Here is a 15,472-nt window from a genome sequence, read left to right on the forward strand (position 1 = left end):
GCTCGGCCGGAGTCCCTTCAGAATGTCAGCGAGTCGTTATGGGCAGCGCGACCGGCGAGGATGCCGCCCAGTGCGGTGATGAGCATGCTCAGTATCAGCAGAACTGCGGTGGCCCAGATCGTCCCGCCGAACACGGTCACCGAAGCCAAGGCGACCGAAGGCGCGAAGCCGCCGATGGCTCCCGAGACGTTGTAGGAGACAGCAACAGCGGTGTAGCGAGATCGATCGGGGAACATGTCCGCCATCATCGAACCCAGCGCCCCGTATGGCAGGCCGAGCAGTCCGATGCCGACACCGATGCCGATGATCACCAGCGGCGGTGAGGCCGTACCGACCAGAGCCATCAGCGGGAAGGCAAGGACCACAGAGAGCAGCGCCGTCATTCCTACGGCTTTCCAGGGAGTGAACCGATCGCCGAGCTGACCGCCGAAGAAGATGGCGATGCCCTCGAGGACGGCGCCGAGCATCGTACCCGTCAACAGTATGCCGGCGGCCAGATGGAGAGTCTCGGTGCCGAAGTTGACGATGAAAGTCGTCAGCAGATAGAAGGGCGCGCTTCCGACGAGGCTGGCACAGACGCCGATGAGCACCCGACGCCAACTTGTTCGGAGCACATGGAACAGGGGGACCTTGACCCTTCGGTCCTCCTGAACGATCTTCCGGAATTCCGGTGTTTCGTCGACCTTGAAACGGATGTAGAGCGCAATGCCCATGAGGAGGAAGGACAGGAGGAACGGAACGCGCCAGCCCCATGCGATGAATTGGTCGTGGGGAAGCAGCGTCACCAAAGCGACGATTCCGCTCGAGCCCAGATTGCCGATCGGTGACCCGTACTGTGGCATCGCGCCGTAGAACGCGCGTTTCTCGGGTGGGGCGTGCTCGACGACCATCAGCACGGCGCCGCCCCACTCACCGCCGACGGACATCCCCTCGATGATGCGCAGCACAACGAGCAGAATGGGAGCCCACACCCCGATCGTGTTGTACGTCGGCAGCAGACCGATGGCGCCTGAGCTGATGCCCATGACGAGGACTGTGGCGATGAGCGTGTTCCGGCGCCCGATCTTGTCGCCGAGATGACCGAAGACGATCGACCCCACGGGACGGGCCAAGAAGCCGATGGCAAATGACAGAAACGCCACGATAGTGCCTACGGCGGGGTCGAACGTGGGAAAGAAGAGCTCGTTGAAGGCCAGAGCGGCAATGAGGCCGTAGATGAAATAGTCGTACCACTCGATGGCGGTGCCGATGAGGGAGCCCGCCGAGACTCGCCGCAGCTGCGCTGAGTCGATATGCGTTGATCGGAAGCTGTCTGCTTCATCTGCAGTCATTCGACGTCATCCCCATTGAAGTCGGTCTTTCATCCGGTCGAACTCGACGGACTCGTTGAATGCTCCCACGGCTCCGGGGGTTCTCCCTGACGCAGTCAGGTAGGTCGTCATTCTACGCGCGCTCACAGTTGGATGACCAGGTTGGAACGGTCGGCTGGTCCCCTCGGCGGTTCTATTTCAGTGGCTCCAACCCGCACCACTCGGCGATGAAGAGCGCTATGGTCTTCGTGATGTTGCGGACGGACTCGATGTGGACCCGCTCGTCGAAGGCGTGGATATCGAGGGATCGCGGCCCGTAGGTCAGAGTCGGCATCGACCCGTAGTTCGTGTAGACCCGACCGTCGAGGTAACCCGGCGTGGTGAACGACTGCAGGGGCTGGCCGAACACATCGTGATGGGCCGAGCCGAGCACGGCCTCTGCGTCGCCGCCTTCCTCGAGCCGATATCCCGCGGCGAAGAAGCCGGTTCGCTCCAGGCGCGGCAGGCGACTGTCCTGACCGCGCCGGGCGATGCTCGCGTGCCGGACGTGCTCCTGGATCTCTTCCCACGCCTGTTCCGGGTCGATCCCCGGATAGATGGCGGCACGCACGGAGATCTCACACCATGACGGGACACTGGAGGGCCAGTCTCCACCCGTGATCTCTCCGACGTTGAAGTTGATGGGATGATCGACATCCTCGAAGCCCGGGTACCGGTCCTTCTGAGCATTCCAATCGGCCTCGAGTGTGCGCAGGTCGGCGATCACTTCATTGGTCGCGTCGAAGGCGTTGAAGCCCTGGCTCATCTCCCGGACATGGCTCGGTTTCCCCTCGACGCGAACGGTGAACCAGATGACTCCGACGTTGGTTCGCACCAGAGCATTCTCTTCTGGTTCCGGAATGAGCACGGCGTCGCCGGTGTACCCGCGCAGAAGTGCTGAGAGCGCACCGTTGCCGGTGCTCTCCTCCTCCACCACGGACTGGAAGTGAATAGGGGCTGCAGGAGAGAATCCGGCAGCGGTGATCGCGTCGAAGGCGAAGAGGTTGGCAGCGAGACCGGCTTTCATGTCCCCGGCGCCGCGTCCGTAGAGCCAGCCGTCCTCGACTCGAGGCTCGAAAGGCGGGGTGGTCCAATTCTCCAGGGGCCCGGTCGGCACGACATCCACATGACCTTGCAGGATCAGGGATCGGCCCTGTGAGACTGCCGGCCGATAGCTGCCGACGATGTTGAAGTCTTCGTCGTAGGGCACGGTCATCGGCCCGAAGCCCTCATGGTCCTCGATGTCCTCTTCGTCGATGCGCCAGCGGTCGATCTCAAGTCCTCTGTCGGCGAATTCCTGTTCCATGCGGTCCTGGATCGCCGCCTCACTGCCTCGGACAGAAGGACAGCGGATCAGATCACCGGTGAACTCGAGCTGTCGATCGAACGCGTTGTCGACGGCGTCGGTGATGGCCTGGGCGACTTCTCGATTCATGCTTCGCTCTTCCAGATTCTCGGGTTGACGGTTGACGGACATACCGATGACAAGTGAGCTCTGTCGGCTATGTGAGCTCTGTGGGCTATTCTGCATCCCTCGACGAGCTTCCGGAAGAGCAGCCTGCGTCCGCTGCGACCGATTGTGCGCCCCCTCCCCTCATTCGGAATGAGGGTATAGCGTGGTCGGACAGGGACGGGTCGACCGACCCGTACTTGAGCCACCACCTGACGAAAGGTGACAAGCATGAGTGACACGAGTATCAGCGCTTCCCGGACGATCGATGCCCCTGCGGAGGACATCTTCCACGTTCTCTCCAATCCCGAGCGGCACGCCGAGATCGACGGCTCGGGGATGGTCCAGTCGGATGACAAGACCGATCGCATCACCGAGACCGGCCAAGTGTTCACGATGAACATGAACTGGGACAAGATGGGCGGCGACTACAAGACCGACAACTACGTCAACGGCTATCAGGAGAACAAGCTTCTCGCCTGGAAGACGGCTCCGGCCGGTGAAGAGCCCCCGGGCTGGGAGTGGGTCTGGGAGCTCACTTCCCAGGGGCATGACTTGACCGAGGTCTCCCTGACCTATGACTGGAGCGCGGTCACTGACAAGGACGTGCTCAAGCAGATCAGCTTCCCTGCCGTGAGCGAAGAGGATCTCGAGTCGTCCCTCGGCAACCTGGCAGCAGCGGTGTCCGGGGTCTGACGCAACGGGGCAGCTCCTGAGGACCACTGCCCACACCTGACAAGGCGGTCCTGACCGAGCTCACCGCAGTTCGTTCAGGGCCGCCTCCGCGCGCCGGCGGCGGTCTTCGACCGTCATCTCCCACCAATATTCGCCGCGTTCGCCGAGACCGTGCTTCGCGACATTCACCTGCCGCCTCGCCTCCGCGAGATCGTTTTCATCGCCCCGCTTCTTCGCTTGTCTGACGGCGTTCCTCGCTGCGCCGAGGCGGCTCATGAGTTCCTCGATGACACTCGGTTCCAGTGCTGGGTCGGTTCGTCGCCACCGGCGCCCTTTGACGATCAGCCACCGATCGTCATCATTGTCGCCGTTCTCGCTCATGCGACGAAGATGCAGAAGGGGTGGCCGGAGGGATCGGCGAAGACGTAGAGGGGCTCATCCTCGTCGTCGGTGCGATCGACGAGCAGTTCGGCGCCCAGGTCTTCGGCTCGCTGCCGCTGTCGTTCCAGCATGGTCATGTTCGGCACGGTGAGATCGAGATGCATCTGCATCGGCACGCCTGTCATCGGCCAGGTCGTCGGTTCGAGGTGCTCGACTTTCTGAAACGCCAGCTTCCGGTGGCCCAGCGAGTCTGTGAGCACCAGCCAATCTGTTTCGTCGATCTCGCCCGTTGACGGCTCGTCACCCGGGCGATAGAGGTAGCCGAGCAGGTGGCGGTAGAACTCGGCCAGCTTCCTCGGCTCGGTGGTGTCGATGACAGTGTGCAGCAGCTCAGGATGACCGGACGTGCCCGTCTCGCCCGTCATCTGCGAGTCCCTCTCACCCGATTGCCCCGTCACCCGAGCTCCAAAGGTGTCAGCACGGCGATCTTCCAACCCGCATCAGTACGCACCAGCTGATACATGTTCCGCTCATCAGGCGCTCCTCCCTGATACTTCCAGGTGACATCGGCCCAGATACTGTGCCCGGTTGACGCGGCTACGGTGACGACGACGTCGGTGTCCGTGACCCTTTCGTACTGCTCGAAGGCACTTTCGAAGAAGCTCTTCGTCTGTTCCGCGTCGGTGACGAGTATTCGCTCTCCCGGGAACTCGATGAGCGCCGGCACCGCATAGTGATCGGCGATCGCCGCGGCATCCCGATCGACGAGCGCACGGGTATAGGCGTCGAAGAACTGTGTGTGAACCTCATTGTTCTCATCCATACCGCGAACGCTACACCGCGCCTCTGACGCCCGCGCGAAGAACGGCGAAAGTGATCGGGACGCACACCATGCCGGTGCGTCCCGGTGACACTGCTTCAGTTCATCGAAACGAGGATCTTCACCTCGTCGAGGCTGTTCGTCAGCCGTTCGATGCCCTTGCTGACGATGTCTTCGGCAACGATCTTCGAGGTGATGAACGGGGCCAGGTCGATCTTGCCTGAACTGACGAGTTCGATCGCCTCGGCGTGGTCATCGGCATAGCCGACACTGGCGCCGAGGCTCCGATCCTGCATCATCAGCTTGCCCGTGATGTCGACCTCAACCGGTCTGCCATGGATGGCGATGACCTGGAGACGACCGGTGGCACCGAGCACATCGAGGAGCTGACCGACTACCGGAGCGGCGCCGGCGGCATCGAAGGAGACGTCTGCCATCGCGCCCGCAGTCTGCTTCGACACGATCGCCTTGAGGTCCTCACTCGTCGGGTCGACCACGACATCGGCGACGCCTGAGCTCAGTGCCTTCTCACGTCGCACCTGCGAGACCTCGCTGATGATCGTCTTCAGGCCCTTGGCCTTGAGCACGGCTGCGACGAGGAGGCCGATCGGTCCGGCTCCGCCGACGACTCCGACCTGACCATCAGCGGCCGAAGTCTGCTTGACTCCGTGAAGTGCGACGGAGAGAGGCTCGATCAAAGCCGCCTGATCCAGCGGCATGTCACCGACCGGGTGAACCCAACGGGACTCGACGACGATGTGTTCGCTCAGGCCCCCGCCGAGACCCGAGATGCCGATGAATCCCATTTTCTCGCACAGGTTGTAGGCACCGCGTTGGCAGGCCGGGCAGGTTCCGTCGACCATCAGCGGTTCGACGGCCACGGCGTCACCGATCGACAGTCCTTCCACTCCTGCGCCGATCTCCTCGACGACACCGGAGAATTCGTGACCGAACACCACGGGAAGGGTCTCTCCGGACAACGGATGAGCCGCCTCGGCGGTGGGTGCGGGCGGAATCGGGCCGTCATGGTACAGGTGCAGGTCGCTGCCGCAGATGCCGTTGAAAGCCGGGGCGATCTTCACAGTCCCCGGGCGGATCTGGGGCTCATCGATCTCCTCGACTCGCACATCCTCTTTGCCGTAGTAGCGGACTGCCTTCATCAATACTCACTCCTTCGACTCGAGGTCGATCGGAGCGGAATGTCCCGATCGGCCGTTCACTGTCGACGCTACCCCTGCCCCGTATATTCGACAATGAACTTGCGACGAAGGTGAGCAACGAGACACGTCCGTCCGACCTGGTTCGGCAAACTCCCCCGCAGATCGCGCCCACACTCACCTTCCGTGTCACCGGCAAATGAGAAGATGGCCTGGTGTCTGACAACCGTGCCGCCCTCCCTGCCGATTGGCGTGAGGCCCTCGCCCCGCTCGCCGAGGCGGCTCCGCATTCATACACGCCCGTGGCCCTGGGATTTGAACTCGTCGAGGTCATCCCCCGCACGTGGTTCGAAGCTCAGCATTCCGTGCTTCTCGACAGAGACGCCGTCACTCCGGGCACGAATCCGAGCCTGGCGATCCGGCCACTCATGCTCAGCGACTCCGGCAACTGGGTCAAGAAATCCCTGACCTGGCGCACCGTCAACCGGATGGCCCGGCAGTTCGACATCGATCCCGCCCACCAGGAATGGTTCGCCCAGCTCGCAGGGCTCCGGACCCGGGGCAAGACCGACTTCACGCCCGATGGTGCGCCGTACCACCTCGGCGACTTCCACACTCCCCTGCTGTGGGAGCATTTCACGCAGGGGAAGAGCCTCGGCATCGAATTCGTCGGCATCAATCCCGACATGGGCATCCGCATCGGACACAGCGCCAAGGCCGCCATCGACATCCGCCGGACGCAGGGGCGTCTGCGCGTCCAAGCCCAGGTGAGCATTGACGAACGCGAATTCGCCCCCGGGCTCGTCAAACCGATCTGGACGCACGGGTTCTTCGGCATCGACGTCACCTCCGGGTTCACCGTCACCCTCGCCCCAGCCGCAACCCCGACGAAAGAATCGGCCCTGCCCGTCCTCCGCTCCCCCGGCCCGATCACCATCCCCGAGACAGAGGCCGAGGAGTTCTTCGAGGAGTACTACCCGCAGCTGCGCTCCAGCGCCGAGGTCATCAGCAGCGACGACACCGTCACCTTCCCGCAGTACCGGGCGCCCCGCCTCGTCGCGTTCGCCGCCTTCGGCGCCGGCGACAAACTCAGCTTGCGCTGGTACTGGGAATACTCGGGTCCCCGCCGGTCCTTCCCAATCATCGACCGAGACAGACTCAGCGCCGCCTCGGCGAAGGATCTTTCCCAGGTCCGCGACCTCGACCACGAAGAGGCCGTCATCGCCGAAGTCGAGAAGCTCCTCGCCGACACTCATGAGACCGGATCCGCGATGCGGACCATCACGGACGCCGAACTCGACGACGCGGACACCGCGGATTTCGTCGTCAACGTCCTGCCCGGGCTCGAGGAGATCGAGCACGTCAAGGTCATCACGCGAGGGAAGAAACAGCCCTACCGGGAGCTCGGCGGGGAACCGAACGTGAAGATCACCGCCGTCGAATCCGAGAAGAACGACTGGTTCGACCTCGGCTTCCAGATCAGCGTCGACGGCCACCCGGTCCTCTTCGTCAAGCTGTACAAGGCGCTGGCGCGCGGGACGAAGAAGATCAAGCTCGCCGACGATTCGTTCCTGTCGCTGAACAAACCGATCTTCGACCGGCTCAAAGCCCTGCTCGCCGAGGCGGACCTCATCCCCGAATGGGAACCCGCAGCGCCGAAGATCTCGAGGATGCACGTGGGTCTGTGGTCGGATTTCGAGGACCTCGCCGACGAGGCAGAACCCGCCGTGACCTGGCGGGAGTCCGCTCGCGCGCTGGCCGACCTCGAACATCTGCCCGCCACCGAGGTGCCCGACCTGAACGGCGCCAAGCTGCGGCCGTACCAGGTCCAAGGCTTCCGCTGGCTGGCGCTGCTCTACCGGTGTCGCCTCGGCGGGATCCTCGCCGATGACATGGGCTTGGGCAAGACCCTGCAGACGCTGGCGCTCATCAAGCATGCGCAGGCGGAGAGCCCGTTCCTCGTCGTAGCGCCGACTTCGGTGGTCCCGAATTGGGTGAAGGAAGCGGCTGCGTTCACCCCTGATCTCGATGTTCGCGTGATCGCAGAGTCGACTCGGGCGCGTGGAATCGACCTCGCCGAGGTGGCCGACGGTGCCGATGTCATCGTCACGTCGTATGCGATGCTGCGGCTCGAGGAGGACCCGATCTCGCGGATGGAGTGGGCGGGGCTCGTCCTCGACGAGGCGCAGTTCGTCAAGAATTCGTCGGCACAGACCCATTTGGCGGCGAAGGAAGTGCGTGCGCCGTTCCGTCTGGCGCTGACGGGCACTCCAATGGAGAATTCGCTCAAGGATGTGTGGTCGCTGTTCTCGATCACCGCGCCGGGTCTGTTCCCGAGTGCGCACCGCTTCGATGACGAGTATGTCCGACCGATCGAATCGGGTGAGAACCCGGGCCGGATGCAAAGACTGCAGCGGCGGATCCGCCCGTTCATGATGCGGCGGACGAAGGATCTCGTGGCCGCAGACCTGCCGGAGAAGCAGGAACAGGTCATCACGGTCGAGCTGAATTCGGCGCATCGGAAGCTCTACGATCGGGTGCTCCAGAAGGAGCGGAAGAAGATCCTCGGCTTCATCGACAGCGCGTACGACAAGCAACGGTTCATCGTCTTCCGGTCCCTGACGCTGCTGCGCATGCTCGCACTCGATCCCTCCATCGTCGACGCCGAGCATGCCGAGGTGCCGTCGTCGAAGTTGGCCGCCCTCGTGGAGCGGCTCGACGATGTCATCGCCGAGGGGCACCGGTCGATCGTGTTCAGCCAGTTCACCTCGTTCTTGGCCCATGTCGCCGCCGAACTCGAGGCCCGCGGGATTCCCTATGTCCTCCTCGACGGGTCGACGCGGAACCGCGGGGCCGTGGTCGATGCGTTCCGTTCCGGTGAGGCGCCGGTGTTCCTGATCAGCCTAAAAGCCGGTGGTTTCGGTCTCAACCTCACCGAGGCGGACTACGTCTTCCTCATGGACCCGTGGTGGAACCCCGCTTCGGAGAATCAGGCGATCGACCGGGCGCATCGGATCGGGCAGACGAAGAACGTCATGGTCTACCGCTACGTCGCCGAGGGCACGATCGAGCAGAAGGTGCTCGCCCTGCAGAAGCGCAAGGCCGAGCTCTTCGACGACCTCATGTCCGATACCGGCACCTATGAGGGCCGCGGCCCCGGCGGTCAGGCGTTCAGCCAGACCGTGACGGCCGCCGATATCAAGGGGCTGCTCGAGGGGTAGGGGTATTGGCCGGCGGAACCATCCGTAATGCGCAGAGTCCGCCTCATACCGGCCCGCATCTAAACTCACAGGTCCGGCGAGAATATTTACTTTAGGCCACCTAAAGTAAATATTCTCCTCAGGCGGACGTCTAAGCGAGGTAGCGTTTCACAGTTTCTCGGATTGTCTCAGCATGAAGGTAGATCTCGTCGAGCCCCTCGATCGGATGCCTGGTCTCGACCTTGTCGGCGTCAAAAGTTCCCAGGTATTTCTGCTTCTTGCCATTGAAGTGAAGGCGGGCGATCGGTTTTCGATTGTTATCGTCCAAGAGCACAGCGAAGTAGGACTTCGCATCACGCTGCGCCACTCTTTCGGGCTTCACATCACTGCAACCGATGGCCTTGACGATCTGATAGCCTTCGAGCTCTTCCAAAGTGGTTTCGATCTCTGGATCTCGTTCTAGATCAGCCTCTGCGACGGCTTCACTGGAGACGGCCTCAGGATGAGTGGAACTATCGACCGGGGTGGCGTAGGACGCGCCCAAAGCCGTCTTCAGACGGTCATTCACCTGCTCATTGAGAAACTGCTTGGCGGCTTTGGCGACCAGTTGGGTGAACTGTGCTTTCGTGTCCTGGGTGAACCGCCCGTCATAGACTCTGCCGGTGAAGAGACGAACGAACGATTCGTCGGGGTCCTTGAACTGTGCAGCGATCTCGCGCTTGATCGCTCCGACGTACTTGAGTTCTTCTGCTGCGCTGATGACCGAGTCGAGGTCGAAGTTCTCTTTCGAGAGTTTGCGCAACTCCGGAAGCAAGGTCTCGTCGACATCGTTGAGATCGAGCACCAAGAACGGCCGGTCGTCCATTTTATTCGGCGCATCGAGGTCGGTGTAGAAGTTGTACACCTCACCGTTCGTCAACACCGCTATCCGAGCATTGGTGACTGAAAAGTATCGGAACAGCTGCGAAGCGTGCTCGATCTTCAGTACATCGTTCGACTTCTTACACTCGATGAGCATCTGAACCTCGCCATCGCGCATGATGGCATAGTCGACCTTCTCTCCACGTTTGACTCCAACGTCAGCAGTGAATTCGGGGACGACCTCAAGCGGGTTGAAGATGTCATAGCCGAGAATCGTCGAAATGAAAGGCATGACGAATGCGTTCTTCGTTGCCTCTTCTGTCTGAATGGCGTCTCGCTGATTCTCCACTTTCGACGCCAGTGCGCCTAGACGCTCCGCAAACTCCATAATATCTCCATTCAAACGTCATCAATAGTATCCGTAAGTTTCACTGTAACCCGGCTTGCGCCCCGAAGTGCCACAGGGTCAATGGCGAAACAGCACGATCACGTGGAAGGAGGAGACTGACACAGATCTCGACGGATTCCAGTTCCGCTTGAGTCGCTCGGCGATCTCCACGCTTCACACAACCAAAGCACTTATACGTTCAGGGGCTCGCGTTTCGCCGAGAGCCGGAGAGTTGCTGCCATGTCAGAGCTGACCGCCCTGCCGACGCAGACCGAACACTCGAACGACTCCGAGGAAGCCTTTTCCACACGGCCCGGCGTGGGAGCCCTGGACTGGCCGGCTAGAGCCCGGCTGAGCTCGTCGAAACCCGGCTGATTTCACTCTCCGTAGCTGAGCAGCCTCTCGACAAGTTCTGGTACATTCCTTGTCACTGTTTCCCAGAAAATGTCATCGTTCATCGACGCATAACCGGCGTGAGCGACGATATTCCTCATCGTTCGGATCGCGTTGATCTCGTCATCGGTCAGCATGGCCGCCCACGGCCCGAACTCAGGTCGTTCGGTGAGCGAGGCCAGACGAATGATCAGCATGCTCGCAACGTCGTAGGCATCCGTGCCGTCAGCGAACTCGGCACGTGATCTCGACGCAACCGACCGGGCGCGAAGGAGAATCTGCGACAGTTCACGCCGAATGTTCTCCTCATCATGCCCCCGAAAACGCTTCACCCGTCGAGGCCGGAGGGGATACGGATTGTCCGTGAGCTCGAAGTTCATCAGACGAGCACCGCTTCTTCCAACGCGGTCCAGTGTGGCGGGAAGGTTCCAGTGTCGACGATGACCTCGGCCGGAAAGCCAGTGATCCGACGGACGTCATCGCTGAAGTTGGCGATGTCGAACATCGTTACCCCTTCGTCCGGCGTGACGAGAAGGTCGATATCGCTGCCAAACCCGTCCTCACCACGTGCGACCGAGCCGAATACTCTGACATTTCGGAGCCCGCGATTCGCCGCGGCCCTCCTGACCAAATGGAACGAGCGAGCTAGCGCGAGATTCGGCCGATAGTCTGCAGCTTTCAATACACGTTCGAGCATGTCAGAGGAGACATTCCGATTGCCCGACTCCATCTGCGCCAGGCTCGACTGGCTCAAACCCGCGCGCCGCGCCAACTCGGTCTGAGTGACTCCCAGATCGAGACGCGCCTCGCGAATGAGTTCGCCCGGATTGTCCGAATGGAACCGTCCCATACACAGCATTATAGCGCTGTGCAATGGGTGGCGGCAGGTCGGGTCATCGACTCGATGCCTGCTGAACATAGGGTGACTTATGCAACCATTCACCGAGCACTCGGCGAACTCGTCGATGCGGGAATTCTGCGAAAGACCAAGAACCACAAGGAGAAGATCGTCTGCTTAACGGCTGACCAACATCTCACCTACGTGGAGCTCTCCGAAGCCCGACGCCGCAGACATTGACCCTCATTCGGGGATATCCGGCCGGATCGGCCCGACCCTCTCAGGCCATCGAGAGGAAGAGCTTCTCAAGCTCTTCGGTGCGCACTTCGTCCTCGTCATCTTCGAGGCAGTCCCGCAGAGCCGTCGAAATGATGAGGAATCCCGCCCGGTCGAGGGCCTTCGAAACCGCCGAGAGCTGATGAATGACGTCGCGGCAGTGGTTTCCGTCCTCCACCGCGGTGATCACCGCCCCGAGCTGCCCCTGCGCCCGGCGCAGCCGATTGAGGATCTTCTTCTGCGCGTCGGGGTCGGCGAGCATGCGCCCTCCCGGGTCACCATCAGCGCCCTTCGGCTCAGTCCGGGCCGCGTCGCGTTCGCTCATCGTCGTCCTTTCACATCCTGAATGTTGACATCCAATATACCCCTCCGGGTATATTTGAGCCATACCCCCTTGGGTATTCGGAAGCAACGATGAATAGTCCAGCAATGGCCGAAGAAGGAGACAGACACATGTGTCGAGCAGCGACGTGCCGAGTGTGCGGAAAGACCACGTGGGCAGGATGCGGGCAGCACGTCCAGTCGGTGAAGAGTACGGTTCCGGCGGGCCAGTGGTGCAACGGCAAGCACACCCCGGCCGAAGAGGACGCAGCCCGAGCGGCCAAACCCGGCTTCTTCGCCCGCCTCTTCGGCCGCTGATCGCGGCACGGCCCGTCAGCCCCAGCCGGGGACGACGAAGACCAGCCAAGTGACGATAGGAGCGATGACGACCATCGAGAAGCCCCACACCATCAGCTGCTTGAACACCTTGTCCCGCTGATCCTCCGGAGAGTTGGCGACGACGAGCGCACCCGAGGTCGAGAACGGTGACGAATCGACGACCGAGGACGAGATCGCGAGAGCAATGATCAACCCGATCTCGCCGACACTGCCGGTGAGCAGGAAGGGCACCGCCAACGGGATGAGAGCACCGAGGATGCCCGTCGTCGACGCGAACGCCGAAACCACCGCCCCGATGAAGCAGATGATGAGCGCGGCGAAGAGAGGCGCACCCATTCCGGCGACCTGATCACCCAGCCAGTCAATCGTGCCCAGCCGCTCCATGAGCTCGACGTAGGTGACGATGCCGCAGATGAGCAGGACGGTCGGCCAGGCGATTTTGCTGACCGCACCCTTGCTGATCCGGGGCGAGAAGAACGAGATGATCACGGCGATGCTGATCGCGGTGAACCCGACGTCCTGATTGAGCGGCGGAACGACCATGACTGCGAGGACAACGAGTCCGATGAGGGTGACGATCCTGTTCCTGTCGAGACTGGTCACGGTGATGTCGTCGTCGCTGTCCTTGACCATCGTCGTCTGAACCGACCGGCGAGCAGCCCGTCGTTCGGGATCGTGATAGGGAGCAGGCGACCCGCCTCGGGGACTGTCGCCGCCATCCCGCGGCTCGCCGGATCCGCCCGGCAGTTCGCCACCCGATGCCGCTCCCGAATCAGCTGCCACACCGCCTTCGGCCCCAGCACCGCCTTTGTCCTCGAGGCCGTGGCCGCGGTCTCGCTTGCCCAGCAGGTCGCGTCCGCCGAAGAGGAAGAAGCAGATGAAGCCGAGAATGACGTTGAAGACGAAGGATGCGAGGAAGAGCAGAACCGGGCTTCCCGGCAGATCATTGCGCTCCACGACCTGATTGGTGATCGTGCCGAAGATGCTCAGCGGAGAGAAACCGCCGGCGGTCGCACCGTTGATGACCATCAGGCCCATGAGAAGTGGTCGGATACCGTACCTCCGCGAGAAGCCCATGCCCATCGGAGCGATGATCGCGATGGCGGCCGGCACGACCGAGCCGAAGCCCGAAAGCAGCGCCGTGACGACGAAGAACACCCACGGAATGAGCGCAATCCGCCCACCGACTGCCTTGACGAGTATGTGGACGATCCAATCGACCGTCCCGTTGTCCTTCGCCAAGGCGAAGAGATACGTGACTCCGACGAGGATGAGGAAGAGATCGGCGGGGAATCCCGACAGCAGGGTGTCGACGTCCTCCCCCAGCACGAAGGTGCCGAACAGGAAGGTCGCCATGAGAGCGAGCGCACCCATATGGACCGAAACGAAGGTGGCGATGACGAACAAAGCCACAAGGACGAGTATCGAAGCTATTTCCAATGACACAATTCGCTCCTATGCGATGTGTTGATCAGTCGGAATCGACCTCATTGCCGCCTCCGACATTCCACAATGTGGAAATCCAGCCGCACTTTAATGAAAGTCTGCCCCGAGGGGTAAATGACCGTCAAGACCCCGACTTCACTTTCCCGAAGAATAGGAATATGCATACCGAGAATCGAACTCACAGCGAAGAAACCGACCCCTCAGATATAGATGTTCCCAGGTCAACCATGTCAGAATAGTGGAATACCGCGAGGCGAAAACGCGAACCGGACCCCTCACGGCCAAGCCGCCGACCGCCGAATAATCTCCATTCCGATATCTGGAAAGACCATTCTCCAAGCGATTTCCCTGTGGTAGCGTAAAATGAAATCGATGTACCGCATCGTGGAATCAGAGAGGATTCTTCAATGAGCAGCAGCGGACGGCATTTCCTTCAGATCCCGGGACCGAGCAACGTCCCCGACAGCGTTCTCCACGCGATTTCCATGCCCACGATCGACCATCGAGGACCGGCATTCAAAGATCTCTTCAGCCATGTCCTCGCCGGCATGGCCGACGTCTTCGGAACCACCAACCAGGTGGTCATCTATCCGGCGACCGGAACCGGAGCCTGGGAAGCAGCTCTCGTCAACACGCTGAGCCCGGGCGACGAGATCCTCTGCTACGAGACCGGACACTTCTCGTCCCTGTGGAAGTCCATGGCCGAGAAGTGGGGACTCGAACCGACCGTCATCTCCGGCGACTGGCGCACCGGCGCGGATCCGCAGAAGATCGGCGAAGCCCTCGCCGCCGACCGCGACCATCGGTTCAAAGCCGTCTGCGTCGTTCACAACGAGACCTCGACCGGTGTCACCAGCCGGATCCCCGAGATCCGGAAGGCCATCGATGACGCTGACCACCCGGCACTGTTCCTCGTCGACACGATCTCCTCACTCGGCTCGGTCGACTACCGTCACGACGAGTGGCGCGTCGACGTCACGGTCTCCGGTTCGCAGAAGGGCCTCATGCTCCCCCCGGGACTGTCCTTCAACGCCGTCAGCGACAAAGCCCTCGCCGCTCACGAGGCATCGACGATGCCGAAGTCCGTGTGGAACTGGTCGGAGATGCTCGCCGCCGGCAGAAACGGGATGACCCCGTACACCCCGAGCACGAACCTCCTCTACGGACTCAAGGAGTCTCTGCGACTGCTCAACGAGGAGGGGCTGAACAACGTCTTCGACAGACACGAACGCTTCGGGCGGGCGACCCGAGCCGCAGTCGAGACCTGGGGTCTCGAAGTGCTGTGCACGAACGAGTCCGAGTACTCCCCGGTCCTCACGGCCGTCGTCATGCCCGACGGATACGAGGCCGACGAACTGCGCGCGATCATCCTCGACCGTTTCGATATGTCGCTGGGCGCGGGCCTGTCCAAGCTGCAGGGAAAGGTCTTCCGGATCGGCCACCTCGGCGATCTCAATGATCTCACCCTCGCCGGCGCCCTCGCCGGCGTCCAGATGGGACTCCAGCTGGCTGGGGTGAAGATCGACCCTGCCGGACTCGGCGCCGCCCACGACGTCCTCCGCGACAGCTGAGCCGGTC

At 61.9% G+C, this 15,472-nt stretch carries 17 protein-coding genes; 6 read left to right on the top strand and 11 right to left on the bottom strand.

Annotated features, from left to right (window positions below):
• Positions 1 to 17: 17 nt before the first annotated feature.
• Together GUY37_RS17460 and GUY37_RS17465 are read right to left on the bottom strand one after the other, a co-directional pair.
• On the bottom strand, positions 18 to 1,331 hold the full coding sequence (locus tag GUY37_RS17460) for an MFS transporter (protein WP_166828320.1): 1,314 nt from the start codon (positions 1,329 to 1,331) through the stop codon (positions 18 to 20).
• 172 nt (positions 1,332 to 1,503) lie between these two features.
• A complete protein-coding gene (locus GUY37_RS17465) occupies positions 1,504 to 2,784 on the bottom strand; it encodes an ArgE/DapE family deacylase (protein WP_166828323.1) in 1,281 nt (426 codons plus the stop codon).
• A gap of 246 nt (positions 2,785 to 3,030) precedes the next feature.
• Between GUY37_RS17465 and GUY37_RS17470 the strand changes: the two genes are divergently transcribed.
• Positions 3,031 to 3,495 (top strand): SRPBCC family protein, encoded by a 465-nt coding sequence (locus GUY37_RS17470; protein ID WP_166828326.1) that lies wholly within the window; start codon positions 3,031 to 3,033, stop codon positions 3,493 to 3,495.
• Positions 3,496 to 3,555: 60 nt separating this feature from the next.
• On the opposite strand, the gene GUY37_RS17475 is transcribed toward GUY37_RS17470, so the two are convergent.
• The 4 genes from GUY37_RS17475 to GUY37_RS17490 form a co-directional block, all read right to left on the bottom strand.
• The gene (locus GUY37_RS17475) at positions 3,556 to 3,855 is read right to left on the bottom strand and encodes a biopolymer transporter Tol (RefSeq protein ID WP_166828329.1); all 300 of its coding nucleotides are present in this window, start codon (positions 3,853 to 3,855) and stop codon (positions 3,556 to 3,558) included.
• The gene (locus GUY37_RS17480) at positions 3,852 to 4,280 is read right to left on the bottom strand and encodes a VOC family protein (RefSeq protein WP_166828332.1); all 429 of its coding nucleotides are present in this window, start codon (positions 4,278 to 4,280) and stop codon (positions 3,852 to 3,854) included. Before GUY37_RS17480 ends, GUY37_RS17475 begins: the two co-directional genes overlap by 4 nt.
• A gap of 29 nt (positions 4,281 to 4,309) precedes the next feature.
• Positions 4,310 to 4,678, bottom strand: a complete 369-nt coding sequence (locus tag GUY37_RS17485) for a nuclear transport factor 2 family protein (protein WP_166828335.1) — start codon at positions 4,676 to 4,678, stop codon at positions 4,310 to 4,312.
• Between the two features lie 95 nt (positions 4,679 to 4,773).
• On the bottom strand, positions 4,774 to 5,835 hold the full coding sequence (locus GUY37_RS17490; protein ID WP_166829954.1) for an alcohol dehydrogenase catalytic domain-containing protein: 1,062 nt from the start codon (positions 5,833 to 5,835) through the stop codon (positions 4,774 to 4,776).
• Positions 5,836 to 6,047: 212 nt separating this feature from the next.
• Between GUY37_RS17490 and GUY37_RS17495 the strand changes: the two genes are divergently transcribed.
• Positions 6,048 to 9,053, top strand: a complete 3,006-nt coding sequence (locus GUY37_RS17495; RefSeq protein ID WP_228278241.1) for a DEAD/DEAH box helicase — start codon at positions 6,048 to 6,050, stop codon at positions 9,051 to 9,053.
• Positions 9,054 to 9,183: 130 nt separating this feature from the next.
• Here the strand turns inward: GUY37_RS17495 and GUY37_RS17500 are convergent, their stop codons facing one another.
• The gene (locus GUY37_RS17500; RefSeq protein WP_166828338.1) at positions 9,184 to 10,281 is read right to left on the bottom strand and encodes a type I restriction endonuclease; all 1,098 of its coding nucleotides are present in this window, start codon (positions 10,279 to 10,281) and stop codon (positions 9,184 to 9,186) included.
• Positions 10,282 to 10,521: 240 nt separating this feature from the next.
• Here GUY37_RS17500 and GUY37_RS19365 point away from each other — a divergent pair, with 240 nt between their 5' ends.
• Positions 10,522 to 10,656: a hypothetical protein gene (locus GUY37_RS19365; protein WP_266096648.1), complete on the top strand. Its 135-nt coding sequence runs from the start codon at positions 10,522 to 10,524 to the stop codon at positions 10,654 to 10,656.
• A 2-nt stretch (positions 10,657 to 10,658) separates the two neighbouring features.
• Here GUY37_RS19365 and GUY37_RS19040 read toward each other — a convergent pair whose 3' ends face one another.
• Positions 10,659 to 11,054, bottom strand: coding sequence for a HepT-like ribonuclease domain-containing protein (locus GUY37_RS19040; RefSeq protein WP_208094716.1), 396 nt, complete (start codon positions 11,052 to 11,054; stop codon positions 10,659 to 10,661).
• Complete coding sequence (locus GUY37_RS17510; RefSeq protein WP_166828341.1) at positions 11,054 to 11,524, bottom strand: helix-turn-helix domain-containing protein; 471 nt, start codon at positions 11,522 to 11,524, stop codon at positions 11,054 to 11,056. Before GUY37_RS17510 ends, GUY37_RS19040 begins: the two co-directional genes overlap by 1 nt.
• Positions 11,525 to 11,596: 72 nt before the next feature.
• Between GUY37_RS17510 and GUY37_RS17515 the strand changes: the two genes are divergently transcribed.
• Complete coding sequence (locus GUY37_RS17515) at positions 11,597 to 11,752, top strand: hypothetical protein (RefSeq protein WP_166828344.1); 156 nt, start codon at positions 11,597 to 11,599, stop codon at positions 11,750 to 11,752.
• Between the two features lie 40 nt (positions 11,753 to 11,792).
• Here the strand turns inward: GUY37_RS17515 and GUY37_RS17520 are convergent, their stop codons facing one another.
• Positions 11,793 to 12,050, bottom strand: a complete 258-nt coding sequence (locus tag GUY37_RS17520) for a metal-sensitive transcriptional regulator (protein ID WP_166829961.1) — start codon at positions 12,048 to 12,050, stop codon at positions 11,793 to 11,795.
• Positions 12,051 to 12,241: 191 nt separating this feature from the next.
• Between GUY37_RS17520 and GUY37_RS17525 the strand changes: the two genes are divergently transcribed.
• Positions 12,242 to 12,427, top strand: coding sequence for a hypothetical protein (locus GUY37_RS17525; RefSeq protein WP_166828347.1), 186 nt, complete (start codon positions 12,242 to 12,244; stop codon positions 12,425 to 12,427).
• A gap of 15 nt (positions 12,428 to 12,442) precedes the next feature.
• On the opposite strand, the gene GUY37_RS17530 is transcribed toward GUY37_RS17525, so the two are convergent.
• Entirely contained in the window at positions 12,443 to 13,894 is a 1,452-nt protein-coding gene (locus tag GUY37_RS17530; RefSeq protein ID WP_166828350.1) for an SLC13 family permease, read from the bottom strand.
• A gap of 407 nt (positions 13,895 to 14,301) precedes the next feature.
• Between GUY37_RS17530 and GUY37_RS17535 the strand changes: the two genes are divergently transcribed.
• Complete coding sequence (locus GUY37_RS17535) at positions 14,302 to 15,465, top strand: pyridoxal-phosphate-dependent aminotransferase family protein (RefSeq protein ID WP_166828352.1); 1,164 nt, start codon at positions 14,302 to 14,304, stop codon at positions 15,463 to 15,465.
• Positions 15,466 to 15,472: the final 7 nt, after the last annotated feature.

This window comes from Brevibacterium limosum (assembly GCF_011617705.1).
GTDB lineage: Bacteria > Actinomycetota > Actinomycetes > Actinomycetales > Brevibacteriaceae > Brevibacterium > Brevibacterium limosum.